The organism is Pusillimonas minor (genome assembly GCF_014237865.1).
In the GTDB taxonomy this organism is placed as follows: domain Bacteria; phylum Pseudomonadota; class Gammaproteobacteria; order Burkholderiales; family Burkholderiaceae_B; genus Neopusillimonas; species Neopusillimonas minor.
Map to the genome: position 1 here is coordinate 41,002 of NZ_JACJUU010000010.1, position 20,913 is coordinate 61,914.

At 54.9% G+C, this 20,913-nt stretch carries 21 protein-coding genes; 12 read left to right on the top strand and 9 right to left on the bottom strand.

Annotation, left to right across the window (positions count from 1 at the left end; genetic code table 11):
• The first annotated feature begins 22 nt into the window (after window positions 1-22).
• The 7 genes from GTU67_RS11855 to GTU67_RS11885 all read left to right on the top strand — a co-directional run bounded on the left by GTU67_RS11855 (window position 23) and on the right by GTU67_RS11885 (window position 7,041).
• Window positions 23-895: a glycosyltransferase family 2 protein gene (locus tag GTU67_RS11855; RefSeq protein ID WP_185780279.1), complete on the top strand. Its 873-nt coding sequence runs from the start codon at window positions 23-25 to the stop codon at window positions 893-895.
• A gap of 19 nt (window positions 896-914) precedes the next feature.
• Window positions 915-1,898: a hypothetical protein gene (locus GTU67_RS11860; RefSeq protein ID WP_185780280.1), complete on the top strand. Its 984-nt coding sequence runs from the start codon at window positions 915-917 to the stop codon at window positions 1,896-1,898.
• Window positions 1,895-2,905, top strand: coding sequence for a GDP-mannose 4,6-dehydratase (locus tag GTU67_RS11865; RefSeq protein WP_185780281.1), 1,011 nt, complete (start codon window positions 1,895-1,897; stop codon window positions 2,903-2,905). Before GTU67_RS11860 ends, GTU67_RS11865 begins: the two co-directional genes overlap by 4 nt.
• Entirely contained in the window at window positions 2,874-3,980 is a 1,107-nt protein-coding gene (locus GTU67_RS11870) for a glycosyltransferase family 4 protein (protein WP_185780282.1), read from the top strand. The genes GTU67_RS11865 and GTU67_RS11870 overlap by 32 nt, the downstream gene beginning before the upstream one ends.
• Before the next feature lie 7 nt (window positions 3,981-3,987).
• Window positions 3,988-4,824: a glycosyltransferase family 2 protein gene (locus tag GTU67_RS11875; RefSeq protein ID WP_185780283.1), complete on the top strand. Its 837-nt coding sequence runs from the start codon at window positions 3,988-3,990 to the stop codon at window positions 4,822-4,824.
• A gap of 13 nt (window positions 4,825-4,837) precedes the next feature.
• Window positions 4,838-5,716 carry an alpha-1,2-fucosyltransferase gene (locus tag GTU67_RS11880; protein WP_185780284.1) on the top strand — a complete coding sequence of 293 codons (879 nt, stop codon included), beginning with the start codon at window positions 4,838-4,840 and terminating at the stop codon, window positions 5,714-5,716.
• A 167-nt stretch (window positions 5,717-5,883) separates the two neighbouring features.
• The gene (locus GTU67_RS11885; protein ID WP_185780285.1) at window positions 5,884-7,041 is read left to right on the top strand and encodes a glycosyltransferase family 4 protein; all 1,158 of its coding nucleotides are present in this window, start codon (window positions 5,884-5,886) and stop codon (window positions 7,039-7,041) included.
• Window positions 7,042-7,087: 46 nt separating this feature from the next.
• Here GTU67_RS11885 and rfaH read toward each other — a convergent pair whose 3' ends face one another.
• The 7 genes from rfaH to GTU67_RS11920 all read right to left on the bottom strand — a co-directional run bounded on the left by rfaH (window position 7,088) and on the right by GTU67_RS11920 (window position 15,658).
• Window positions 7,088-7,585: a transcription/translation regulatory transformer protein RfaH gene (rfaH, locus tag GTU67_RS11890; protein WP_185780286.1), complete on the bottom strand. Its 498-nt coding sequence runs from the start codon at window positions 7,583-7,585 to the stop codon at window positions 7,088-7,090.
• A 19-nt stretch (window positions 7,586-7,604) separates the two neighbouring features.
• The gene (locus tag GTU67_RS11895; protein WP_185780287.1) at window positions 7,605-9,464 is read right to left on the bottom strand and encodes a polysaccharide biosynthesis protein; all 1,860 of its coding nucleotides are present in this window, start codon (window positions 9,462-9,464) and stop codon (window positions 7,605-7,607) included.
• A complete protein-coding gene (locus tag GTU67_RS11900) occupies window positions 9,461-10,510 on the bottom strand; it encodes an MraY family glycosyltransferase (protein ID WP_185780288.1) in 1,050 nt (349 codons plus the stop codon). The genes GTU67_RS11895 and GTU67_RS11900 overlap by 4 nt, the downstream gene beginning before the upstream one ends.
• Window positions 10,507-12,066, bottom strand: coding sequence for a glucose-6-phosphate isomerase (gene pgi, locus GTU67_RS11905; protein WP_185780289.1), 1,560 nt, complete (start codon window positions 12,064-12,066; stop codon window positions 10,507-10,509). Before pgi ends, GTU67_RS11900 begins: the two co-directional genes overlap by 4 nt.
• A 170-nt stretch (window positions 12,067-12,236) precedes the next feature.
• Complete coding sequence (locus GTU67_RS11910) at window positions 12,237-14,024, bottom strand: RelA/SpoT domain-containing protein (RefSeq protein WP_185780290.1); 1,788 nt, start codon at window positions 14,022-14,024, stop codon at window positions 12,237-12,239.
• Window positions 14,025-14,075: 51 nt separating this feature from the next.
• On the bottom strand, window positions 14,076-15,041 hold the full coding sequence (locus tag GTU67_RS11915) for a glycosyltransferase family 9 protein (protein WP_185780291.1): 966 nt from the start codon (window positions 15,039-15,041) through the stop codon (window positions 14,076-14,078).
• Window positions 15,042-15,046: 5 nt separating this feature from the next.
• Window positions 15,047-15,658, bottom strand: a complete 612-nt coding sequence (locus tag GTU67_RS11920) for a hypothetical protein (protein ID WP_185780292.1) — start codon at window positions 15,656-15,658, stop codon at window positions 15,047-15,049.
• Between the two features lie 191 nt (window positions 15,659-15,849).
• Here GTU67_RS11920 and GTU67_RS11925 point away from each other — a divergent pair, with 191 nt between their 5' ends.
• The 3 genes from GTU67_RS11925 (at window position 15,850) to rfbB (ending at window position 18,741) form a co-directional block, all read left to right on the top strand.
• The gene (locus GTU67_RS11925) at window positions 15,850-16,401 is read left to right on the top strand and encodes a hypothetical protein (protein WP_185780293.1); all 552 of its coding nucleotides are present in this window, start codon (window positions 15,850-15,852) and stop codon (window positions 16,399-16,401) included.
• Between the two features lie 253 nt (window positions 16,402-16,654).
• Window positions 16,655-17,542, top strand: coding sequence for a hypothetical protein (locus tag GTU67_RS11930; protein WP_249417693.1), 888 nt, complete (start codon window positions 16,655-16,657; stop codon window positions 17,540-17,542).
• Window positions 17,543-17,715: 173 nt separating this feature from the next.
• On the top strand, window positions 17,716-18,741 hold the full coding sequence (gene rfbB / locus GTU67_RS11935) for a dTDP-glucose 4,6-dehydratase (RefSeq protein WP_221893361.1): 1,026 nt from the start codon (window positions 17,716-17,718) through the stop codon (window positions 18,739-18,741).
• A gap of 3 nt (window positions 18,742-18,744) precedes the next feature.
• Here the strand turns inward: rfbB and GTU67_RS11940 are convergent, their stop codons facing one another.
• Both GTU67_RS11940 and GTU67_RS11945 read right to left on the bottom strand, forming a co-directional pair.
• Window positions 18,745-19,017, bottom strand: coding sequence for a VapC50 family PIN domain-containing toxin (locus tag GTU67_RS11940; RefSeq protein WP_185780295.1), 273 nt, complete (start codon window positions 19,015-19,017; stop codon window positions 18,745-18,747).
• Entirely contained in the window at window positions 19,017-19,487 is a 471-nt protein-coding gene (locus tag GTU67_RS11945; protein ID WP_185780296.1) for a helix-turn-helix domain-containing protein, read from the bottom strand. Before GTU67_RS11945 ends, GTU67_RS11940 begins: the two co-directional genes overlap by 1 nt.
• A gap of 272 nt (window positions 19,488-19,759) precedes the next feature.
• Between GTU67_RS11945 and GTU67_RS11950 the strand changes: the two genes are divergently transcribed.
• Together GTU67_RS11950 and GTU67_RS11955 are read left to right on the top strand one after the other, a co-directional pair.
• Entirely contained in the window at window positions 19,760-20,155 is a 396-nt protein-coding gene (locus GTU67_RS11950; RefSeq protein ID WP_185780297.1) for an MbcA/ParS/Xre antitoxin family protein, read from the top strand.
• Window positions 20,156-20,168: 13 nt separating this feature from the next.
• Window positions 20,169-20,906 (top strand): RES family NAD+ phosphorylase, encoded by a 738-nt coding sequence (locus GTU67_RS11955; protein ID WP_185780298.1) that lies wholly within the window; start codon window positions 20,169-20,171, stop codon window positions 20,904-20,906.
• Window positions 20,907-20,913 lie beyond the last annotated feature (7 nt).

Here is a 20,913-nt window from a genome sequence, read left to right on the forward strand (position 1 = left end):
GATGGGTAGCGGGAACTCCACCATGAATGCACCTTTGATCACCATTGGCATGCCGCTGTTCAATAGTGAGGCAACCGTGGTTGCTGCGATCGAATCCGTTCTCCGTCAAACCTTAACGGATTTTGAACTGGTCATTTCCGACAATTGCTCTACAGATGGGACCAGCGAGATCTGTAGGCGCTATGCGGACCAGGACGCTCGTATCCGTTACACTAGGCAGACAGACAATATCGGTGCGAGTCCTAATTTCCGGTATGTTTTGGAGCAGGCAAGAGGTAGATACTTTACTTGGGCTGCAGCAGATGATGTTCGATCCCTCGATTTCCTTGAGGTCAACGTCCATTTCTTGGAGCGAAACTCGGATTACGTTGCCTCGACCAGCCCTAATTGCTTTGAAGGGCAGGAGCACGAAAGAGGGGCTTGGATAAGCTTCGCCATATGCGGCGATTTCGAGGATCGCGTCATGCAATTCTTGGACAATTGCTGGCAGTCGCACGCGATTTTCTACAGCGTGATACGTACCAGTGCCATTCGTAAGTGCGGTTTTCTAGGTGAGCATTTCCTGGGGTTTGACTGGGCTGTAGACCTTTTTCTTACACGGCAAGGCCTGATCAATCGCACCTCGTGCGGCCAGTTGATTCTCGGGCGCAAGGGCATGAGTAACAGCGGCAATCCGTGGCGGACATTTCGCAAAAGTTTGCTAGCTTGGCCCCTGCCGTTTTACCACTTCAGTTTTTATGCTTGGCGCCTGACTGTTGGCTGTGCTTGGCGTTGGCGCGTTAAGTTGCTTGCGCGCTTGCTGAGGTTGAATGCTCAGTCCGCTTACTACCAGTTGTATGCCGAACTGTTTCCCTATTACCTAAAGTATTTCAGACCCTGGATCAAGCGGACGTAAGTTTATGATATTGCCGTTTTTGAAGACACGTATTGTCAGAGCGCTGATGCGGGCACAAGCGCCGTCGAAAGAGATGCTTGAGCGCAGTATGTTGCTGCATGCAAGCTTGCTGGACAACGCAAATTTGTCCAAGCCGGTGTTGCGGTCGCTTCATGCCGCCGAATACAGGGTGTTTTCCCAGTGGGGAGAGGACGGTATTGTTGCTTGGCTGGTCGAGCAACTGGAAGGAATTCCGCGCAGCTTTGTCGAGTTTGGTGTGGAGGACTACCAGGAGTCGAATACTCGTTATCTGCTTCAGTCGCGCAACTGGCGTGGCCTAGTCATTGATGGCTCTTCCGAAAACGTCGCCGAAATACGCCGACAGGACTTTTGCTGGCGCCACGAGTTGACAACGGTCTGTGCATTCATTGACCGCGATAACATCAATGCTTTGATCGGCAACAACGGGTTCAAGGGTGACATTGGGCTATTGAGCGTCGATATCGATGGAAATGATTACTGGGTATGGCAGGCGATTGATGTCATCAGCCCGGCCATCGTGGTGTGCGAATACAACGCCGTGCTGGGCGACCGTCTTGCATTGACGGTGCCCTATAAGTCAGATTTCCGGCGTTCGGTTGCTCACCACTCCTGCTTGTATTTCGGTGCGTCCATTCGAGCCATGATCCAGTTAGGGGAACAGAAGAGATACACTTTCGTCGGCACCACTTCGACCGGCTGCAATGCTTTTTTTGTGAGGAATGATTATGCCCCTCGCATCACATCGAGACTCGATTATGTCTCGATGTTTCCGTCTAGCATTCGGGAAGCCAGAGATCAGACCGGGGCATTGCAATACACTTCCGGAACGGAGCGGGCAGATGTGATTGCCGGCCTTCCCTTCGTCGAGGTCGAAACCGGCCATATCACAACGCTTGCTGCGCATCGCATGTTGTACTCTCCCGCGTGGGCCGCTGGGAATCCAGTTGCACAGCCGGTCAGTGTCGAGAATGTGTCTAAATGACAAAGCGCGCCCTTATCATTGGCGTTTCTGGGCAGGATGGCGCCTATCTGTCGCATCTGCTATTACACAAGGGTTATGAAATTCACGGTACTTCGCGCGATATCGAACGGGCTGACCTAAGTCGGCTTGATCAGTTGGGGGTTCGCGACAGCATCCGCTTGCATTCAGCAAATCTTATAGAGTATCGCAGCATTCTTGAGGTGTTGCGGGCCACTGAGCCCGACGAGATCTACAATTTATCGGCCCAGTCCTCCGTCGCCTTGTCCTTCGAGCAGCCTATCGAAACCTTGAACAGCATCGTGACCGCAACATTGCAGTTGCTGGAGGCAATTCGTCTGGTCGGAGGGAAACCTCGTTTGTACAATTCGTCGTCCAGCGAGATGTATGGCAGCACTGAGGGTGGTGGCCGCGCCAATGAAGACATGCCTTTTCGTCCTCGCAGCCCCTACGGCGTTTCAAAGGCTGCCGCGCATTGGTTGGTGGAGAGTTATCGCAAGTCCTATGGCATCTACGCATGCTCTGGCATCCTCTTTAATCACGAGTCTCCGCTGCGACCTGAGCGCTTTGTTACGCGGAAGATCGTGCGCAGCGCCGTTGACATTGCCCGTGGTGGTAAGCGCCGCTTGCGGCTTGGGAATTTAGACGTCGTGCGCGACTGGGGCTGGGCTCCGGATTATGTAGATGGCATGTGGCGAATGCTTCAGCAGGATACAGCGAGAGACTTCGTATTGGCCACGGGTGAGCCCTTTAGCCTCAGGGAGTTCACCGAGGCAGCTTTTGCCCAGCTTGACCTTGATTGGGAGAGGTACGTTGATTTCGATAGCCAGTTGCTGCGTCCTTACGATGTTCAATGCACTGTCGGTGACCCGTCGCGGGCAAACACTGAGCTGCGCTGGTGTGCAACAACGAAAGGGTCGCAGCTCTTGAGAAAATTGGTAAAAGCAGAAATCGCTCGGTGCGAGGCTGCTGAAAGAAATGAAGGGCAAAGTATTGAAAGTCTATTTTGATGGGCAGATATTCATTGAGCAGGTTGTCGGCGGCATCAGCCGTTACTACGCGAGTCTTGCCGAAGCATTGAATAACACGCCAGGGGTGCAAGCGCGCATCATTGCGCCGTTTCATCGTAACGAACATCTTGATAAGTTGAAAGGTAAAGCCGAGATTGGCATGCGCTTCCCGCCGCACTGGCGCGTTGGTCGCATCAGCTGGGTGATGCTGCGTGCCAGCTCGCCAGCTATCGCTCGGTTCGGTCGACCTGACATTGTCCACGAAACCTACTACGCTGATCGACCGTACCTTACACATGCACGTAAACGCGTGGCTACTGTGTATGACATGATTCATGAGCTTTATTTTCCGGGTAGCGAAACTGCAGAGAGGAAGAAGCGGACGCTTGCGCGCTGTGACCACGTCATGTGTATCTCGCACAACACGCAAAAGGATTTGTGCGAGATGTACGGTTTCCCTATCGAACGTACCAGCGTGACGCATCTATCGTACAAGGACTTCGGTGCTTATGCCGATGTGGAGCCTCCCCCGTCGCTGCGGGGTGCGCCCTATTTTCTTTTTGTCGGAAATCGCAGCGGTTATAAGAATTTTTCGTTGTTGCTTGAAGCGTTCGCGTCTGACTTCAGGTTGCGCAGTGATTTCCGCATTGTGACTATAGGCGGTGGTGCATTCAGTACCGAAGAGCTGGCTCTGTGCGCGCGATTGAATCTAGCGTCAACACAGGTTGTGCAGGTGTCAGGTGGTGATGACGTGCTGGGATCTGCTTACGCGCATGCAACCGCTTTTGTTTACCCGTCTTTGTACGAAGGCTTCGGTATTCCGCCCCTTGAGGCTATGTCCGTTGATTGTCCAGTATTGTCAAGCAATACTTCGTCTCTGCCTGAAGTGGTCGGCGACGCAGCTTTGCTTTTCGACCCGAGGGACGTAGAAGCCTTGCGTGCAGCAATGCTTCGGGTTGCAGATTCTGAGGTGCTACGTTCTGAGCTTTCCGAGCGTGGAAAGCGCCGCTGCCTCGAGTTTACTTGGCAACGCTGTGCTAGCAGCACGTTGGCTGCCTACCGCCTTATTTTGTGATGTGGATATGACGAACACTTTGATTAGCGTCATTATCCCGACCTGGAATCGCGCGTACACCATTGAGGCGGCTATTCGCAGCGTCCTGCAGCAAACTATGCCAGTACACGAGGTACTGATTTGCGATGACGGATCCAGCGACGACACGCGCCAGCGCGTCGAGGCAATTGCTGCCGATGCTCCCTGCGTGATTTGGCTCCCCGGACCGCGTGGCGGGCGACCGGCAGTTCCCAGAAATCGAGGCATTGCCGCAGCCCAAGGCGAGTGGATTGCCTTTCTGGACAGCGACGATACATGGTTACCTAACAAGCTTGAACGCCAGCTTGCAGAAGCCAGGGCGCAGAACGTTGACGCCGTTTGCTGCAATGCTTGGCGTATTACCCCGGGCAGCGAATCTCGGGCTGTGTTGATGTCATGCACGGACTTGCGCGTCACCACAAGTGGTCTGATGCGTCGGAACCTCATCCCGTGCAGTTCGGTTTTATTACGCCGACATTTGTTCGCACAAGCCAAGGGCTTTCCGGAGTCGACAAGACTTAAGGTCGGCGAGGACTACGCATTATGGCTGCGCATTGCTACTCAAACTGATTTTGCTTATATCGGTGAGCCGCTGATGGTCTATATGGATGATGCTGCAAATAGCGTGCGCGCTGATTCGCTGGATGGATGGTCGGAACGCCTTGCTGTATTCGGTGATTTCTGCGCGTGGGCAACCGAACGCAAGACCGTTCCGGTAGCTTTGCTCCTGCGTGCGCGCGCCGAAATTTTGCGTGCTCTGATACGACGTCCTTTATCTCAGGCGCTAGCTTTTTGTAAGACCGGTATTTCCAACCTTGTTAGATAGAACTCGAGTTTTCATGCAAACCAAGAGAGTCGTTTCCCGCTTGAATGGTGGGCTGGGTAATCAGATGTTTCAATACGCCTTCGGCCGAACATTGGCTGATAGGATGAATGCCCGTTTTTACATTGAGATTGGCAAGCTCGATAGTGACCCCTTGCGCTCGTATGCATTGTCCGGGTTCTGTATTTCAGCCGAAAGGATGGACACGGGCACACTGAGGCGAGAGGTTCTGTGGCCGGACGGGTTACTACGACGGCTTCGCTGGCTGCCGACTCTCCCTGGTTGTTTGAGTTATCTGGCAGAAAAAAGCTTTGTCTTCGATCCTCGTGCTGCGGCGACTAACCATAGCGTGTGCGCTGACGGCTACTGGCAATCACCCAAGTATTTCGAGGGTCATGAAATTATCTTGCTTCGAGAGTTCCAGTTGGCAGCACCTATGACGGCAGTGCGGCAGGAGACCGCGGCTCGAATTAAAGGGGTGAACGCAGTCTCTGTCCATGTGCGCCGAGGCGACTATGTGGCTAATGCCCATACTCAAGCGTTTCATGGTCTGTGTTCCCCGAGCTGGTACGAGGCTGCAATGCAAGAGATGGCTCTGCATGTTGATCAGCCTTATTTCTTCGTTTTCAGCGACGACACCGGGTGGTCCCGCGAGAACATTCGCAGCGAGTGGCCAATGCATTTCATTGAAGTCCAGCCGGATGGTCGTGATTTCGAGGATATGCATCTAATTTCCTTGTGTCAGCACCACATCATAGCCAACAGCTCGTTTAGTTGGTGGGGAGCCTGGCTTAATCAAAAGCCGGGTAAACGTGTCATTGCGCCAGCAAAATGGTTCAATCAGGCAGCGCACGATACAAGGGACCTGCTTCCGTCGGCGTGGCAGCGACTTTGACTCTTCAGCAAGACGGGAAAAGATCTGAACAAAGTTACATAATGACTAAAGTCGGACTGACTCAGGGCATGTCAAAGCGCTTGGGCTGGATATCGACGGTCAGAGCTTGATTGCTATCATAGTGCGTTGAACTCGCGCATCCACTGTATTCGATTGCAAGTAAGTCAATGCCAAAGGTCCTTATCACCTCGCCAACATATCCCCCTTTCAATAGTGGGCTCGGCAATGCTGCTGCTCAGCAGGCCGCTTGCTTGGCCCGAGCCGGGCACGAGGTGGTCGTGGCTACAGGGGGGGGGCAACGTCGCTCCTGCGACGTGGAGGGCGTACGGGTTGAGACTTTTGCTTTGACCGGAGCGAGTTGCTGGCTTCAGCCCATCCGGGGCGATGTGGCTGCCTATGCTGATTTTCTGGTTCGCAATGACTGGGATTTTGTGCTGCTGAATGCGTGGCAAAACTGGGCAACTGACCTTGCGTTGCTAAATCTCGGCCGTATTCCTGGGCGGAAGTTCGTCTATAGTCATTGTATTTCCACAAACGTCTTTTACGTCCAACAGCCAATTCGCTCCCTTATTCGCTTTCTTGCTTGGAGGCCTTATTGGTACAACATGACGCGAGTGTTGCGGGAGTTGGATGGCGTTATATTCCTCGCCGATAGTGGCAGTGACTCTCGATTCGATGATCTTCGACGGGCGACCAAAGTTGGGGCAACTTGTTACGTGGTTCCGAATGCACTGTCACCAACCGCTGTGAAGTCCCTTAATAAACGCCCATTAACATTCCTTGAGCGTGATCGCCTAATAGCGGTGGGGTCGTATCAATGGCAAAAGGGTTTCGACTTTGTGCTGCGAGCTTACTCTGCATCGAATGCCTGTAACGTGATTCCATTACATTTCTTTGGGCAAGAGCATAGCGATTTCAGCGAACAACTGCGCCGAAAGGCGAGGGCGTTGGGGGTTCATTCTGGTTATATTTTTTTTCATGCGGGGGTGTCGGGTGATGCCTTACAAGCTGAGTACGCTCAAGCAAAACTTGTTTTGTCAGGGTCACATACAGAATGTCAGCCACTTGCTTTGTTAGATGCAAGTGCAAGTGCAACACCTTTCGTCGCTCGTGCCACAGGATGTATTGATGAAATGGCTGGGGGCTTAGCAATAAAAAGCTGGAGTGAGATGGCCAAGCAAATAGATAAATTTGTTGAAAATTTAGAGCATTGGCAGAGTTACAGCCAAATCGCCCGGACGGTTGCGGAGACGGTATATCATCCAGATGCAGTAACTCAGAAACTCCTTGCTGTGCTGGAAAGCAGGGCGTTGGCTACCCATTGACGCCTGAGTGCCAGGGACTACTACACGATAATTAGGTTTGATCGCCTCAAGACAGTTTTTGTAAAGAAACAGGTGAAATCTGGACCTTAACCGGTTTGCTAAGTAGTTCTATCAGCACCATGGCGCGCTGCTCGCCGTCGGTCATTTGGTATACGCCGGCAAGGCCGGCAAAGGCCCCGTCAGTAATCTGAACTTCTTCACCAGGGTTAAACAAAGGGGCAGGGGCTTGTTGGATTAGCGCCTCTTGCTTGCGTAAAGCCTCGACCAAGGCATCATCGACTTTTTGAGGGTCGGAGCCAAAGGTAACCAGGCGGCTTACTCCCCTTGTCGATCGTATGGGTGCCCAGCTTTGGGCTGTGTGCCCATGCCCTAGCTGTATAAATAAATAACGGGGGAATAAGGGTTCTGTGCAAATGGTAATTTGGCCCTTTTTTAGCTTTTCTACATTAATAAGGGGTAAGTAGCAGGCGTAGCCCTGTAGCTGTAGGTGTTGCAGAGCAAGGCTCTCTTGGCGTGGTTTGGTATGGACCAGATACCAGTGCATCAATATCTCCGTCCGGTACTTAAAGGCGTATTGTAAGTTCGGTGGTGTCAGTGGTGGGTTGGTATTCGGGCACCCATTCTTTTAACAGGTCTCGCACGCCCCCATCTTCAAAATGGGTGCTGGTATGGGTTCCGGCCATTGTGCATACAAATAACTCAAATTCATTCTGCACGGGCCTGGCTTGCGCAATACGCAGTTTGTCGTGGTGTGTGGGTAGCGTGTTCTCGCTGTCTGCCAGCAGCTCTTCGTACAGTTTCTCGCCCGGACGTAGGCCGGTAAATTCAATGGTTATGTCGCCCTTTGTATGGCCCGACAACCTGATCATGTTTTTGGCCAGGTCAACAATTCTTATCGGCTCACCCATGTCCAGTACAAAAATTTCCCCCCCTTTCCCCATGGTGGCCGCTTGCAGAACTAATTGTGCTGCTTCGGGTATAGACATGAAGTAGCGGGTGATCTCGGGGTGGGTAACGGTAACGGGGCCACCGCCGGCAATTTGTTCTTGAAATTTGGGTATTACGCTGCCGGTGCTGCCCAGTACATTACCAAAGCGCACCATTTGAAAACAGGTAGTGCCATTGCCTTGGCGCTGCAACACCTCGCAGGCCATTTCTGCCATGCGTTTGGTGGCCCCCATTACATTGGTGGGGTTAACGGCTTTATCGGTAGAAATCAGCACAAACCGTTCGGCCTTTACACGTAAGGCATGTTGGCCCACTAGCCAGGTGCCCAGCACATTGGTGCGCACGGCTTGCCACGCGTTGTGTTCTTCCATTAGGGGCACATGCTTGTACGCGGCGGCATGGAACACGACCTGGGGTTGCCATTCGTCAAAAATAACCTGCAGGCGATGGTTGTCTTTAACGTCGCCGGCCAAAGCCACAATGGCAGTGTTGGGGCTGTTTACTTTAAACCATTGGTCTATGGTGTAAAGGGCAAACTCACTGGCGTCTAGCAGCACAATAACGGCTGGGTCGAAGCGGGCCAGTTGGCGGCACAGTTCGCTGCCTATCGACCCCCCGGCACCCGTAACCAGCAGGCGTTTGCCTTGCAGCATGTGGGCGACGTTGCCGGTGTCAATGTCTACCGTAGCGCGGCCCAGCAGGTCTTCTATTTTTACCGGGCGCATGGCGTTAATGGCCACGCGTCCGCTCATTAGCTCGTTCAGGCCGGGTACGGTAAATAGCTGGGCTTTGGCCTGGCTAACGGCCTGGGTAATATGCTGTAAAACCTCGCGGGTGGCCGATGTCGACGCCAGTATGGCGTGTTTGGCTTCCCAACGCGTCAGGGTTTGTTCAAGGGCATCGGTACCGCCCTCTACCCGGCAGCCCGAAACCTCTAGCCCCCATTTATTGCGGTCGTCGTCTACCAAAGCGACAACGTGCCAGTCGGGGCTGCGTTCTAGTTCGCGCACAAGCATGGCGCCCGCCGTGCCGGCCCCAATAACCACCACAGGCTTGCCTTGGCCGTGCCGGGGGTTGTACAGGCGGTGTTCTTTGTACATGCGCCAGGCAATGCGGCCACCCCCCATCAGCAGTAGCAGCAATATGGGGTACAACAACACAATAGACCGCGGCACCGTAACATGCTGTGGGGCAAGCGACGCCATAACCAGCAACACAATGGCAGAACTAGCCACGGCTTTAAGCACCCGGCGCAGGTCTGGAATGCTGGCAAAAATCCACATACCCCGGTAAAGACCGGCCCATTTGCAGGCAATGGCCTGGGTAAACAGCAGCGGCACCAGCCCTAGCCACAGGGTCTTTTCGTAACCGTAGGGCCATTCAAAATTAAAGCGCAGCAAAAAGGCGCCTAGCCAGGCGGCAACAACACACAGCAGGTCAAACAATAAAACAAGGGTAGAGCGCAACGATTTCATGGGTGCTGGGCGGGCATGGTGTGGGTAGGTTGGGTAGTGCCGGGCTCGGGTAGCCCGGCGCCAAGACGCCAGGCGGCTATAACCAGCGGCACATAGGCAATAGCCAATGCGGTTATGCCGTTAATGTATTGCAGTGCCGTGGCAGTGGCCAGTGGTAAAAGCCATAGCAGGTTAATGGCAATAACGGCCAGGGTAACGGGTTTGTGGCTGCCTAGTTTGCGCGATGCGTATTGGTACGCGTGGCTGCGGTGGGCCTGGTATACCTTTTGTTTGCGCGCCAGCCGGCGCAGCAAGGTTAGGGTGGCGTCTACAACAAACACACCCAGCAAAATTAGCCAGCTGTAAAACAGGTTGGGGTCTATATGGCCGGCCTGCAGGCTAAGCCCAGCCAGGGTAATGCCTAAAAAGCCACTGCCTGCGTCGCCCATAAAAATTTTTGCAGGCGGGAAGTTCCACACTAAAAACCCCAGCACACTACAGGTTAAAAGTAACGGTAGCCACAACATTTGGGTGTGGCCCAGCAGGGCGTATAGCAAAGCGCCACCGCCGGCCACGCATAGGGCCTCGGCCCCGGCCAGGCCGTCAATGCCGTCCATGAAGTTGTACAGGTTTAGCAGCCACACAATATATAACGCACCAGGCAGCCAGCCCCAGGCGCCCAGGTTTAACGGGGTATTAAAAATGTTAAACGTAGGTAAGCCGTTAAAGGCCCAAAGCAGGCATAGCGCCCCCGCAAAATGGCCTACCAGCCGCCAGCGGGCAGGCAGGGGGGTGTGGTCGTCTATAAAGCCGGTAATGGCCACCAGCAGCCCGGCGCCCAATAGCCCGATTAGGGCGGGCGTTAGGCCGTTGTTGCTTAGCGCCATGGCAGTCGCAAAAACGGTAAATACCAGCACAAAAGCCACGCCGCCACCGCGCGGCGTGGGTTGCGTGTGCGAGCTGCGTTCGTTGGGGATATCCAGCACATTACGGCTTAGGGCATAGCGCCGCAACAGGCCGGTTAGCGCCCACGCCGTCAGGGCGGCTAAAACAAGGGTTAGCGTCATGGTGCCGATTCTAGGGCGTTATCTGGTGGGCTAAATGTGGTTACCCAATGCGTGGTAGACGCATCGTGCGGGCCTGTTTTTGGTGTTTGGTGCAAAAAAGTGTGGGTAATGTGGCCGGCCAGGGCCTTGCCATACTCCACCCCCCACTGATCAAACGGGTTAATGTTCCAGAACACTGCCTGGGTAAACACTTTGTGCTCGTACAGGGCCAGTAACGCGCCCAGGGTATAGGGCGAAAGCTGGGGCAGCACAACCAGGTTAGACGGCCGCCCGCCCGGGTGGGTACAGTGTTTGGCCAGGGCCTGGGCGCGTTCGGCCGTTAGGCCGCGGGCCAGGCCTTCTTCGTAGGCTTGTGCCTGGGTTTTGCCGCTTAGCAGGGCCTCGCGTTGGGCCAGGCAGTTGGCCAGCAGGCGGGTGTGGTGCTCGGGCCAGACGTGGTCGGCATGTTGGCACACAATAAAGTCCGCCGGGGCGCCGTCGCTGCCTTGGTGCAGCCACTGAAAAAACGTATGCTGGGCGTCGGTGCCGGGCATGCCCCATACGGCGGGGCCGGTGGCCATGGCCACGGGGTTGCCGTTTAGGTCTACCGACTTGCCTAACGATTCCATTTCCAGCTGCTGCAAATAGGGTACCAGGTAACCTAGCCTGAAGTCGTAGGGGGCAATGTTTAACGACCCGTAACCCAAAATGCTGCGGTTAATCACGCCTGCCAGTGCCATTTGCACGGGGGCGTTGCTGGCAAATGGGGCGTGGGCAAAATGGTGGTCCATCGCGGCGGCCCCGGCGTGCAGGCCGGCTACGGCCTCTATGCCTACGGCCAGGGCAATGGTTAGCCCAACCGAAGACCACAACGAAAACCGCCCGCCCACCCAGTCCCATAGTTTAAATATGCGGCTGGGGTGCGCGCCCCAGGCTTGGGCCACGTCGGGCTTGGCGGTAATGGCCACAATGTGCTGGTAGGGGTCGGCAATGCCGGCGCCTTTTAACCATTCGATGGCGCGCTGGGCGTTTTGCAGGGTTTCGCTGGTGGTAAACGACTTGGACGCGACCACAACCAGGGTGTCGCGCGGGTCTAGCCCGGCCATGGCGCCGGCCATGGCGTGGCCGTCGATATTGGCGGCAAAGCGCACGTTGCGCCATGTGCCCGCGTAACCAAAAGCGCCTACGGCCAGGCGCACGCCCCAGTCGCTGCCGCCAATGCCAATGTGTATCACATTGCGCCAACGGCGCTCGGCGTCGGCCAGGCGCACAAAGTCGGTAACGCGCTGGCGCTCTTCGGCCACGTCGCGAATGGGGGCGGCGGCCCGCAGGGCGGTGTGCCAAGCCGCGCGGCCTTCGGTGGGGTTGGCAATGCCGCCCTGCAGCAAGGCGTTGCGCCGCTCGGCAAACTGGTGGTGGTTTAGCAAGGCCTGTGCAGCGGCCGCAATGTCGTCAGACCAGCGCTGCGCGCTGACGTCCAGCGTTATCCCGGCGGCCGGAATTAAGCGCAAACTGTCTTTTGACAGTTGCGTTTGCTGAACGGCGCGTTCCAGGTTTTGCCAGAGGGTGGTGTGCATGGGCGTGTGGCTTTCAGGCTAAAGACACAGTAAAAAAGCCCGCACTTTGCGAGCTTTTTAGTTTGGCTGGGGTGTCGCTGATAATGTGCATCTACCCATCGTTGTTAGGACGTTGTTTCATGGCGGTCTCCTGGAAAGATAGCCTCTGCTTAAGTAGACAACAGGTTGATCTAGCTGTCAAGAGTGGTGCTGTGGCTTGACGACGGTGCGTGCAAGGCTTGGATCGCGAGGGCGCTTCGTGTTATTTCAAGTACTTCGGTTGGGTCTCCGGCGTCTTTTGAGTCTTTGACGATCTCGAGGATACGCGTGGAAAGTATGTATGCCTGTTCGGTACGGTGCAAGAAGTTGTATGCGAACATCATCGTTTCTAGTACTGAAATATCTTGTTGCAGAGGGGTTTTATCTAGAAAAGCCTCTAATTTGATGAGGCTGCGGCTTAGCAGAGACTCGATTTTATGCGTTTCATCGTTGGGAGGGCCTTTGAATTTTGCAAGGTATTCGGTTGAGTAATAAACAATATTGTTGTCTATTTTGTAGTCGGCGCCTTGGTGGTCAAAGCTTTCTACGGTGGCGTCAATCGCCAAGGCAAGTGACTCAAGTTGTGCGCTATTGTCGGTCGATTGTTGGGATTGCTTCCAGTATTGGTAACCCAAAAGTTTTGGTAGTAGGGGGGCGATGTGTTCGTGGTCCGTTCTTGGGAGCTCGTCGGGCCAGGATTGTTGGTTGGCATATTTGTTGGCAACTAATTTTGCCTGTTCTGCAGTATTTTTGAACAGGGCAATAGCCTCGGAGGTTTTGCCGAGTTTGGCACAAGCTTGTGCCAGCCGAAACCAAACCAGTAAAAAATTCGGATAGCTTTCGCGAAGCTTCACGTAAATTGCTTCGGCCGATATGACGTGTTGTGGGGAGTCGGTTGACAGCAGGCAAAGCGCTTCGTTCATTTTTGCGTAAAACTGGTACAAGCCAAGCCCTTTTTCTGGCGTCAGTTTGCTTGATGCTTCATGCTGTAATGAAAGAAAATATGCGGCAGCCTCAAGGCATTGCTCCTTTCCTTTTGTGCGATCGGTTTCAATTGAATTAAGCGCTTGTTCGCGCAGTTTTCGGCCTTGAACGTATTGGTCACGGAAGGCCGTCGGGATGCCAAGGGCAGTGAAGCGATTTAGGACTTCGTCGTCTGAAGGGACTGATTCGATTTTTCCGGTCGTGTCGGTCAAGCTTGCAGGGGCGTGGGCCGAGGCGTAAATAGTGTCAGCGTATACGGCGCAGGCATCAGTGAATTGTTTGAGTACTTTTAAGTGGGGCTGAACCAGTGCGCTGTTATGCAGAGTGCTGATGCCGGATTTCCCGGTGCGAACAGAATAGCCAAATCGGTGGTCAATTTCCCCCCAGGCATCTGCGAATACAGATCTGATTTGTATTTCGACTGGAAGCTGATGGTTTGTTTCGTTTGCCCCAGTGGTTTTGAGTTTCGCTTTGTGGGTGCTGCGTGAAACAATGTGAACGCTTGAGTAGCCTTCTGGTGATTGCCGATATGTAGCTGTGACGTTCTCGGACGAAAGCGTACCTTTTAACTCAGTTAGAAATGGGTCGTGCTCAAGAGCGTTAGTGTAAACAATGACCTCGTCCAGGCGGTTTTGTTCGAAAGGGTTAGGTTCGACCGCTTGTTCGTGTTTGATGAGTAGTAAAACTTGTCTGAGGACGGAAGGGATTTCGTGACGAAAGAGTGTGATTAATCTAAGTCCAAGTACGTCAGTTATTGAGGCAAGGCCGTATTGTGGTTTTTCCTTTACCTTTCTGTGTACTTTTTCAACCAGTTTTGCTTCGCTTTTAACGCGAAACTTGTAGGCGTAGCACGTCGCGGTGATACCGCAGCTTGAAAATGCGTTAATTATGTGTTTTTCGCAGTCTTTCCCCGCTGATTCCAACCGTAAGGCGTTATGCTCAAGAAGGTGTGTCATTTGCGGCCTGGTTAATAGCAAATAAAGGTAATAATTATTACATGCTACTGGTCAGGCGACCATGGCGGTTTTACTCTCGTTTGATATATTTTTGAGTGCATTGCAACAGGCCGCTTCGACGCATTCAATAGACACCGATTGTATGTCGATTGTGCCCTGGGGTGGGGTCACGGCGCGGGTGTTTGGGCGCTGCCAGAACCATTCGGGGTTGGGCTCGTTAAACAAGCCCACGTAGGGGGTGCCGGTATTTTGCGCAATATGCGACGGCCCGCAGTCGTTGGCCACAATAAGCTTGGCGTTCAGGCACAGGTCGGCAATCTCGGCCAGGGGGCGGCTAACCATCAGGCGCAAATGGGGGGTGTTGATTTGCTGTAGTTGGGCCAGTTCGCTAGTTTCGGCGGGGCCCAAAATACAGGTAAAGGTGGTGTTTGGCCCCAGGTGGTGCTGCAGGCGCTGGGCCAGCGCGGTGTAGTTGGCAATGCCCCAGCGCTTGAAGGCGCCCGCGCCGCCGCCCACCATAAAGACGACATCGGTGTGTTCGACGGGGGTGTTTTTTTGGCTGGCCAGCCAGGCCATGCTGTGGCGCGCGGCCTGGCCGGTGTCAAAGGGGTGCAACTGGCCAAGCAGTTGCAGGTTGGCCAGGCCAATGTATTGGTTAATGTCTTTGGGCAGGCGGTGCGTCCATAAAAAATCGGTGGCGCGTTTGTTTTTAAAGCCTAGCCGCACCGGTATGCGTTTAATGGCGCCTAGCAGGCTGTACAGTTCGCTGCTGTGGTGCAGGGCAATGATAATTTCGGTGTCTTTGGCAATGCTGCGGTACTTTTGCGCGGCCATGGTGGCGTGTACAAACTGGTGTACCCAGGGCAGCTGGGTGTAATAGTTGCCCACCGGGTCGTGAGCAACCACGGTTACCCGGTGGTTGGGGTATTGCTGGTGCAGCTGGTACAGCAAGGGGTAGCCCACCAGCTGGTCGCCCAGGGCGTGCATGCTTCGAATAAAAACAACAATGCCGGCCATGGTGTTTACGCGTGTTGCAGGTGCAAAATGTAGGTTCCGGCGGCGCTGGCGGTGTCTACGGGCAGCAGGGTGGTGCGGCTGCGCAGGCGGCTAAAAAATCCAGGTTTGTGTTCGTCTAGCAAGTAAAGCCGGGCCTGGGCGGTTGTGCGCGCCAGTACATCGCTTAGGTCAAGGCCGTCTTTCCAGTTTTCAAACACAATGTAGGTGCTAAGGCCGGCGGGCAGGGCGGTGGCAATGGCTGTTAGTACTTGCTTTTCGTAGCCTTCTACGTCAATTTTAATGGTGCCATTGCGTGCGCCGCGGGTGTGCAGGTCGTTAAACAGCTGGCCCAGTTTTTCGGTAGCGGGCTCAACTTGCACGTCAAAAATGTCGTAATTTTTGGGGTCAAATGCGCTGTAGCGGTCTTTGCCGGCCAGCAGGGCATCGTCGTATTCGTTGTCGGCCGACTTTATAAATGCCCCGCCCCAGTTGTGGGCCGGTACGTATAGCTGCAGGGTGCGCTTGGTTAGCCGTTTGTACAGGCTGTTGGCCCATTTTTGTTTGCGGTGTTCGCGGCGGGTTTTGGTGTAGGCAAACTGCAGCAACGGGTTGTTTGGGGTGTTGTGGGGCTTGGGCATGGGTAAACCGGGGTTGGCGCCCCGGCAATGGTGCCCAAGGCGTTGTTACAAAATATATTGTTAATTATAACGGGGCAGCCCGGCCCCGGGGGCCGCTGGCTATAATGGCCAGGCCATTCTTTTGGCTGCTTGTGCTGGCGGTTACAGCAGTGGTGGCCCAGTTCAGTACAAGTAAGAACAAGGAATAAACAATGAAATCGCGCAGCAAGATGCAGAAGCTTTCGGGGGCGCGCGTGGCGTCGCGGGCGCGTTTGGTTTCGGGGGTGCCTGCGGGCCGAAGGCCATGGGCCGGTGTTTGGCTTGTGCCGTTTATGCTGGCGTTGTCGGCCTGTACCGGCCCCGTCACGGGCGACGACATCACCCCGGCCGGGGTGATCGAGGCCATTGCCGACACCCCCAAGCGGGCCGCCACCGCTGCCGAGCAGCAGGCGGTTTTAACAACGTTGTCGTCGGTGCCGGGGGCGGTGTCGGTGCAGGTTAATGCCCTGCAGGTGCAAGACAGCACTGGCCCGGTACGCGCGTTTTGTGCGCGGGCCGACGGCCTGGGCGAGCGCGCTCAGGTGCAGGCCCCATCCGGTCTTTTGTCGGGTTTGACGTCAGGCTTAAACCAGCCGGCCACGCCGCCTGCCAATGTGTCGGGCATGCTTAAAACGGTCGAAGGCAAAGACTTTGCGTTCGATTTTCGCTTCGGTACGTTTGCAGCCCAGCGCTGCGAGGCAATGGGGTTTAGTTTGCCGTGGTAAGTGCATCTGGCAGTGATTTTTTAGCGTCGTAGTGGCAAGTGGCGGTTGTGGTGGGTCTTGGTTGTTAACAAGCATCATTAACATAATTTTGCGCTTTAACATGGCTTTTGTTATTGTGCGTTATTAGCGTTAATTTGGCGTTGCCGCCGTGCCACTATTTATTAAACTTATTACGCAATATCTGCACCAGGTATTGGGGCTAACAGGTCTGCAGGCTCAGCCTTGGGCGGGTAGTGGCCAACTGCCTTACTATTTGCAAGATGCATTCGAGCTCTGGACGATGGATTTGCTCGGGCATGGTGTGATCTTGGCTGCCGAGAAAAGACTCGCCAAGCCGTCAGTGGGTAATATTCAACGTCAGGTCGACACGATCGGGTCGTTGGCTGGTAGACGGGTTGTGTATGTGGCTACTGCGCTGGCGTCGTACGAGCGCAAACGGTTAATCGAACAGAAAGTGCCTTTTATTGTGCCGGGCAACCAGTTGTATTTGCCCGATTTGGGCATTGATTTGCGGGAGTATTTTCGAAAGCGACAATCAGATGCCGAGCTCTTGCTTAGCCCGTCGACTCAAGCCTTGCTTATTCGTGGGTTGTTACGCTCCACCTGGTCGTCGCGCTGGTACCCGTCAGAAACTATGATCGAACTGGGTTATACGGCGATGACGCTCTCGCGTGCGGTGCGCGAGCTGAATGCGAGTGGGCTTGCTTCAGTTGATCGAGATGGGCGCCGTACCTATTTGGAAATGTCTGATACAGCCCGCGCGACTTGGGAGCGGGCGCGCCCTCTTATGCGTAATCCGGTTAAGCGCACGGTCTGGACGTTGACAACGGCCAACTTGGCCGGTTTGCCGGCAAGGCTCGCGGGGCAAAGTGCATTGGCCCAGTACACGCTCATATCCCCGCCGCAAATACCTGTTTATGCAGTTCATATGGCGGCTTGGCGGGATTTTGGTCGGCAGTTGGTGCCAGTACCAGAGCCTATGCCAGGCGCCACAGAGTGGCAGCTTTGGAGTTACAGCCCTTTTCTTCAAGAAGACAGCAAGACGGTTGATGTGTTGTCTTTGATTTTAAGTTTGCAAGACAGCGCTGATGACCGCCTTCAACTTGCAATTGATGAACTGACGGAGCAGTTGCCATGTTGAGGGAAAAATCGCTACACATATGCGGCAATTTATTGATGCGGTGTCTTCTGATGATTCTTTAGACCCTAACGCCATAGGCGTGCGGGGTAGTAAAGCCGACATACTGACCCGTATCGCAAGCGCGTACAATCTGGACGGTTCTTAAGTAATTGGCGTTAGGGCGTCTTCACATCATGATTCTTGTCACCGGCGGTGCCGGTTTTATTGGTAGTAACTTTGTCCTGGATTGGCTGGCGGTTAACGACGAGCCTGTGGTTAACCTCGATGCGCTAACCTACGCGGGTAACCGGGCTAATCTGGCGTCGTTGCACGCCGACCCGCGCCATATTTTTGTGCAGGGCGATATTGCCGATACGGCGCTGGTGGCGCAGTTGTTGGCTACCCACCAACCGCGTGCGGTGGTGCATTTTGCAGCCGAATCGCATGTTGACCGTTCCATTGCCGGGCCCGAGGCCTTTGTGCAAACCAATGTGGTGGGCACGTTTCGCTTGCTGGAAGCGGTACGCGCGTATTGGCAGGGGCTCGATGCTGCCGGGCAGGCCGCGTTCCGGTTTTTGCACGTGTCTACCGACGAGGTGTACGGCACGTTGTCGCCCACCGCGCCGGCGTTTACCGAAGACCACCCCCACGCGCCCAACAGCCCGTATGCGGCCAGCAAGGCCGGGTCCGACCACCTGGTTCGGGCCTGGCACCATACCTATGGTTTGCCGGTGGTGACCACCAATTGCTCTAACAATTACGGGCCGTACCAGTACCCCGAAAAGCTCATTCCGCTGTGTATTCAGCGGGCGTTGACGGGGCAGCCGTTACCCATTTACGGCGACGGGCAGCAAGTGCGCGACTGGTTGTTTGTGTCTGACCACTGCGCGGCCGTGCGGCGTGTGTTGGAAGCGGGCGAGCTGGGCCGGGTGTACAACGTGGGCGGCTGGAATGAAAAGGCGAACTTGTCGGTGGTGAATACGCTGTGTAACGTGCTTGACGAGTTGCAGCCCCGCGCCGACGGCGTGTCGTACGCGGCGCAAGTTGCCTTCGTCACCGACCGCCCCGGCCACGACCGCCGCTACGCCATAGACGCCACCCGCATCGAGCGCGAACTGGGCTGGCGACCGGCCGAAACCTTCGAAACCGGCATCCGCAAAACGGTGCAATGGTACCTGGACAACACCGCCTGGGTCGCCGACCTGGCCGCCCGGGCGTGATGTTTAAATCAGTTCCGCTGCAGCTCTAAGGCGTTCAGCTGTTGTCGGTAGGCCGCCGATTTCCAGGGCATCTGCGAAATCGATGGGGCTGGCCTCAGGTTTTTTGCGTCGCGCTCGCATTCTTTTGAATGCGGCAATAGCATTGACCGGGTTGAGATCCCATTGGTTAATGATGAAAGTATCTGGGTCAACCGCCTCAAGTCCAAAAGGTGCAAGCACATCGGATGGGAAATCTTGAAGGTTGCTGGTAACGATACAGTCAACGTGCCCGGCCATTAGTAATCCAGGCCAAGATCGCGCGCGTTGTCGGCCATGCGTTCAAGGGCAGCAGCTTGGTCTGCATGCATTTTTTTGGCGTAAGCCAAGAGGTCTTCAAGTGCTATACGACGATGTGATCCAACTTTTCGATGTGGCAGTTTGCCGGCTTCGATTTCTTTAATCACAAAAGGCCGCGATACGTTCAGGAAGTTAGCTGCCTCAACAGTTGTGAACTCTTGCTCAGTCGGCATCATGACAATTGGCCGACCTTCGCTCATGGCGCCAAGCAATTGGCCGATTAATTTAAGCGCCGCAGGTGGAACATCGACCGTAGGATGTTCGCCCGTATCGGTTGTGAGAGTAATAGACGCCGCGCGCGAGTGATCCAGCGCAGCCATGATGCAACGTTGAGCGACGCGAACCATTTCTTTGTCTTTAGGGCTTAGCAAGGGTGGCGAGACCTCACGTGTTCGATCGAGGGTACGCATGATTTGACCTCCTGGGGCGCATGAACTGCTGACGATTGGTTATTGCTTACCTTAAGATTGTATGCGCAAGCGCAATAAATGCAATAAACGATGCAAAAGTATCTGCATGCTAATAGAAACACGGAAAAACGGTGCAATGGTACCTGGACAACACCGCCTGGGTGGCCGACCTGGCCGCCCGGGCGTGATGTTATTGTCACAACAAATATTGTTTCTATAAAAACACATCGTTATACTGACCTTATGTGTTATCGAAACATTGGGGGTAAGCCATGACTGCAGTTGCAAAGCGCGATGCGCCGGTTTCCGACGATCGTGGGACGTTAGCCAAAATGGTCATGTCGTTGCTCGATCACTGGAAGCTGGGCACCGAAGACCAGGCCGCTTTATTGGGCCTTGCTGCCAGCAATCGGGCGGCGTTGGCGCGCTACCGAAAGGGCGAGGCCATTGGTTCTAGTCGGGACCAATACGAACGTGTGGGACATTTGCTGGGTATTCATAAAAGCCTGCGATTGCTTTTTCCGCATAATCGCGACCTGGCCTACCGCTGGATGACGACGCGCAATAAAGCGTTCGATAACCGTACCCCCATCGAGGTCATTAAAGATTGGGGGTTTGCGGGGCTGCTGATGGTGCGTGCCTATCTTGACCGTGCCCGGGGCGTATAGGCAGGGCCGCCGCATGAGCGCCGTCTTTGACCACCTGACATTGCTCGATGTTCATGAAGACGTGTTCAGGAACGTGGTGTCGTTGAGGCAGTCGCAAGACTTGTTCGATGACCTGACAGATGACCCGGCGGGGTGGGCGCTGGCCCAAAATATCGAGGCCGAGGTCAAGCCACCCCCGTACCTGTCATCGGTGCCGGTTATTGATCGGCCCTTCGAAGACGCGGTCTGGTTTAACGCAATTCAGTGGCCGTTTTTGCATTGGCGTGCAAGCCGCTTTTCAGATGGCTCGTTTGGCGTTTGGTATGGTTCGCAGTCGGTTGCGACAACTGTGCACGAATCTGTCTGGCACTGGTACGGTGGCTTGCTGGCCGACGCGGGTTTTCAGCACGAGTCGGTGGTGGCCGAGCGCAAGGTGTTTGTTGTGGCCTGCGACGCAGCACTTATCGACCTTCGGCCGGTAACGCCCGAGCACCCTGGTTTGGTGCACCCCACCGATTACGCATTACCGCAGTCGGTGGGTGAACGGATGCACCGGGAAGGGCACCCCGGGTTGTTGACGCGATCTGCCCACGACCCGAAGGGCACAAATATTGTGGTGTTCAATGCCAGGGTCTTGTCTAACCCCCGGCATTTACACTACCTGACCTACCGCCTTGCCGATGGTCTTGTACATATCGAGAAAGACCCCGGTGTGCCTTGCATGACGATCGAGGCCACGGCGTTAGGCGACGGCCTCAACCGCCACCCGTAAGACGTTG

Excerpts from the sequence above, each read along its gene's own strand:
- GTU67_RS11855 (WP_185780279.1), top strand. The coding sequence starts at position 23 with ATGAATGCACCTTTGATCACCATTGGCATGCCGCTGTTCAATAGTGAG.
- GTU67_RS11865 (WP_185780281.1), top strand. The coding sequence starts at position 1,895 with ATGACAAAGCGCGCCCTTATCATTGGCGTTTCTGGGCAGGATGGCGCC.
- GTU67_RS11870 (WP_185780282.1), top strand. The coding sequence starts at position 2,874 with ATGAAGGGCAAAGTATTGAAAGTCTATTTTGATGGGCAGATATTCATT.
- GTU67_RS11875 (WP_185780283.1), top strand. The coding sequence starts at position 3,988 with ATGACGAACACTTTGATTAGCGTCATTATCCCGACCTGGAATCGCGCG.
- GTU67_RS11880 (WP_185780284.1), top strand. The coding sequence starts at position 4,838 with ATGCAAACCAAGAGAGTCGTTTCCCGCTTGAATGGTGGGCTGGGTAAT.
- GTU67_RS11885 (WP_185780285.1), top strand. The coding sequence starts at position 5,884 with ATGCCAAAGGTCCTTATCACCTCGCCAACATATCCCCCTTTCAATAGT.
- rfaH (WP_185780286.1), bottom strand. The coding sequence starts at position 7,585 with ATGCACTGGTATCTGGTCCATACCAAACCACGCCAAGAGAGCCTTGCT.
- GTU67_RS11895 (WP_185780287.1), bottom strand. The coding sequence starts at position 9,464 with ATGAAATCGTTGCGCTCTACCCTTGTTTTATTGTTTGACCTGCTGTGT.
- GTU67_RS11900 (WP_185780288.1), bottom strand. The coding sequence starts at position 10,510 with ATGACGCTAACCCTTGTTTTAGCCGCCCTGACGGCGTGGGCGCTAACC.
- pgi (WP_185780289.1), bottom strand. The coding sequence starts at position 12,066 with ATGCACACCACCCTCTGGCAAAACCTGGAACGCGCCGTTCAGCAAACG.
- GTU67_RS11910 (WP_185780290.1), bottom strand. The coding sequence starts at position 14,024 with ATGACACACCTTCTTGAGCATAACGCCTTACGGTTGGAATCAGCGGGG.
- GTU67_RS11915 (WP_185780291.1), bottom strand. The coding sequence starts at position 15,041 with ATGGCCGGCATTGTTGTTTTTATTCGAAGCATGCACGCCCTGGGCGAC.
- GTU67_RS11920 (WP_185780292.1), bottom strand. The coding sequence starts at position 15,658 with ATGCCCAAGCCCCACAACACCCCAAACAACCCGTTGCTGCAGTTTGCC.
- GTU67_RS11925 (WP_185780293.1), top strand. The coding sequence starts at position 15,850 with ATGAAATCGCGCAGCAAGATGCAGAAGCTTTCGGGGGCGCGCGTGGCG.
- rfbB (WP_221893361.1), top strand. The coding sequence starts at position 17,716 with ATGATTCTTGTCACCGGCGGTGCCGGTTTTATTGGTAGTAACTTTGTC.
- GTU67_RS11940 (WP_185780295.1), bottom strand. The coding sequence starts at position 19,017 with ATGGCCGGGCACGTTGACTGTATCGTTACCAGCAACCTTCAAGATTTC.
- GTU67_RS11945 (WP_185780296.1), bottom strand. The coding sequence starts at position 19,487 with ATGCGTACCCTCGATCGAACACGTGAGGTCTCGCCACCCTTGCTAAGC.
- GTU67_RS11950 (WP_185780297.1), top strand. The coding sequence starts at position 19,760 with ATGACTGCAGTTGCAAAGCGCGATGCGCCGGTTTCCGACGATCGTGGG.
- GTU67_RS11955 (WP_185780298.1), top strand. The coding sequence starts at position 20,169 with ATGAGCGCCGTCTTTGACCACCTGACATTGCTCGATGTTCATGAAGAC.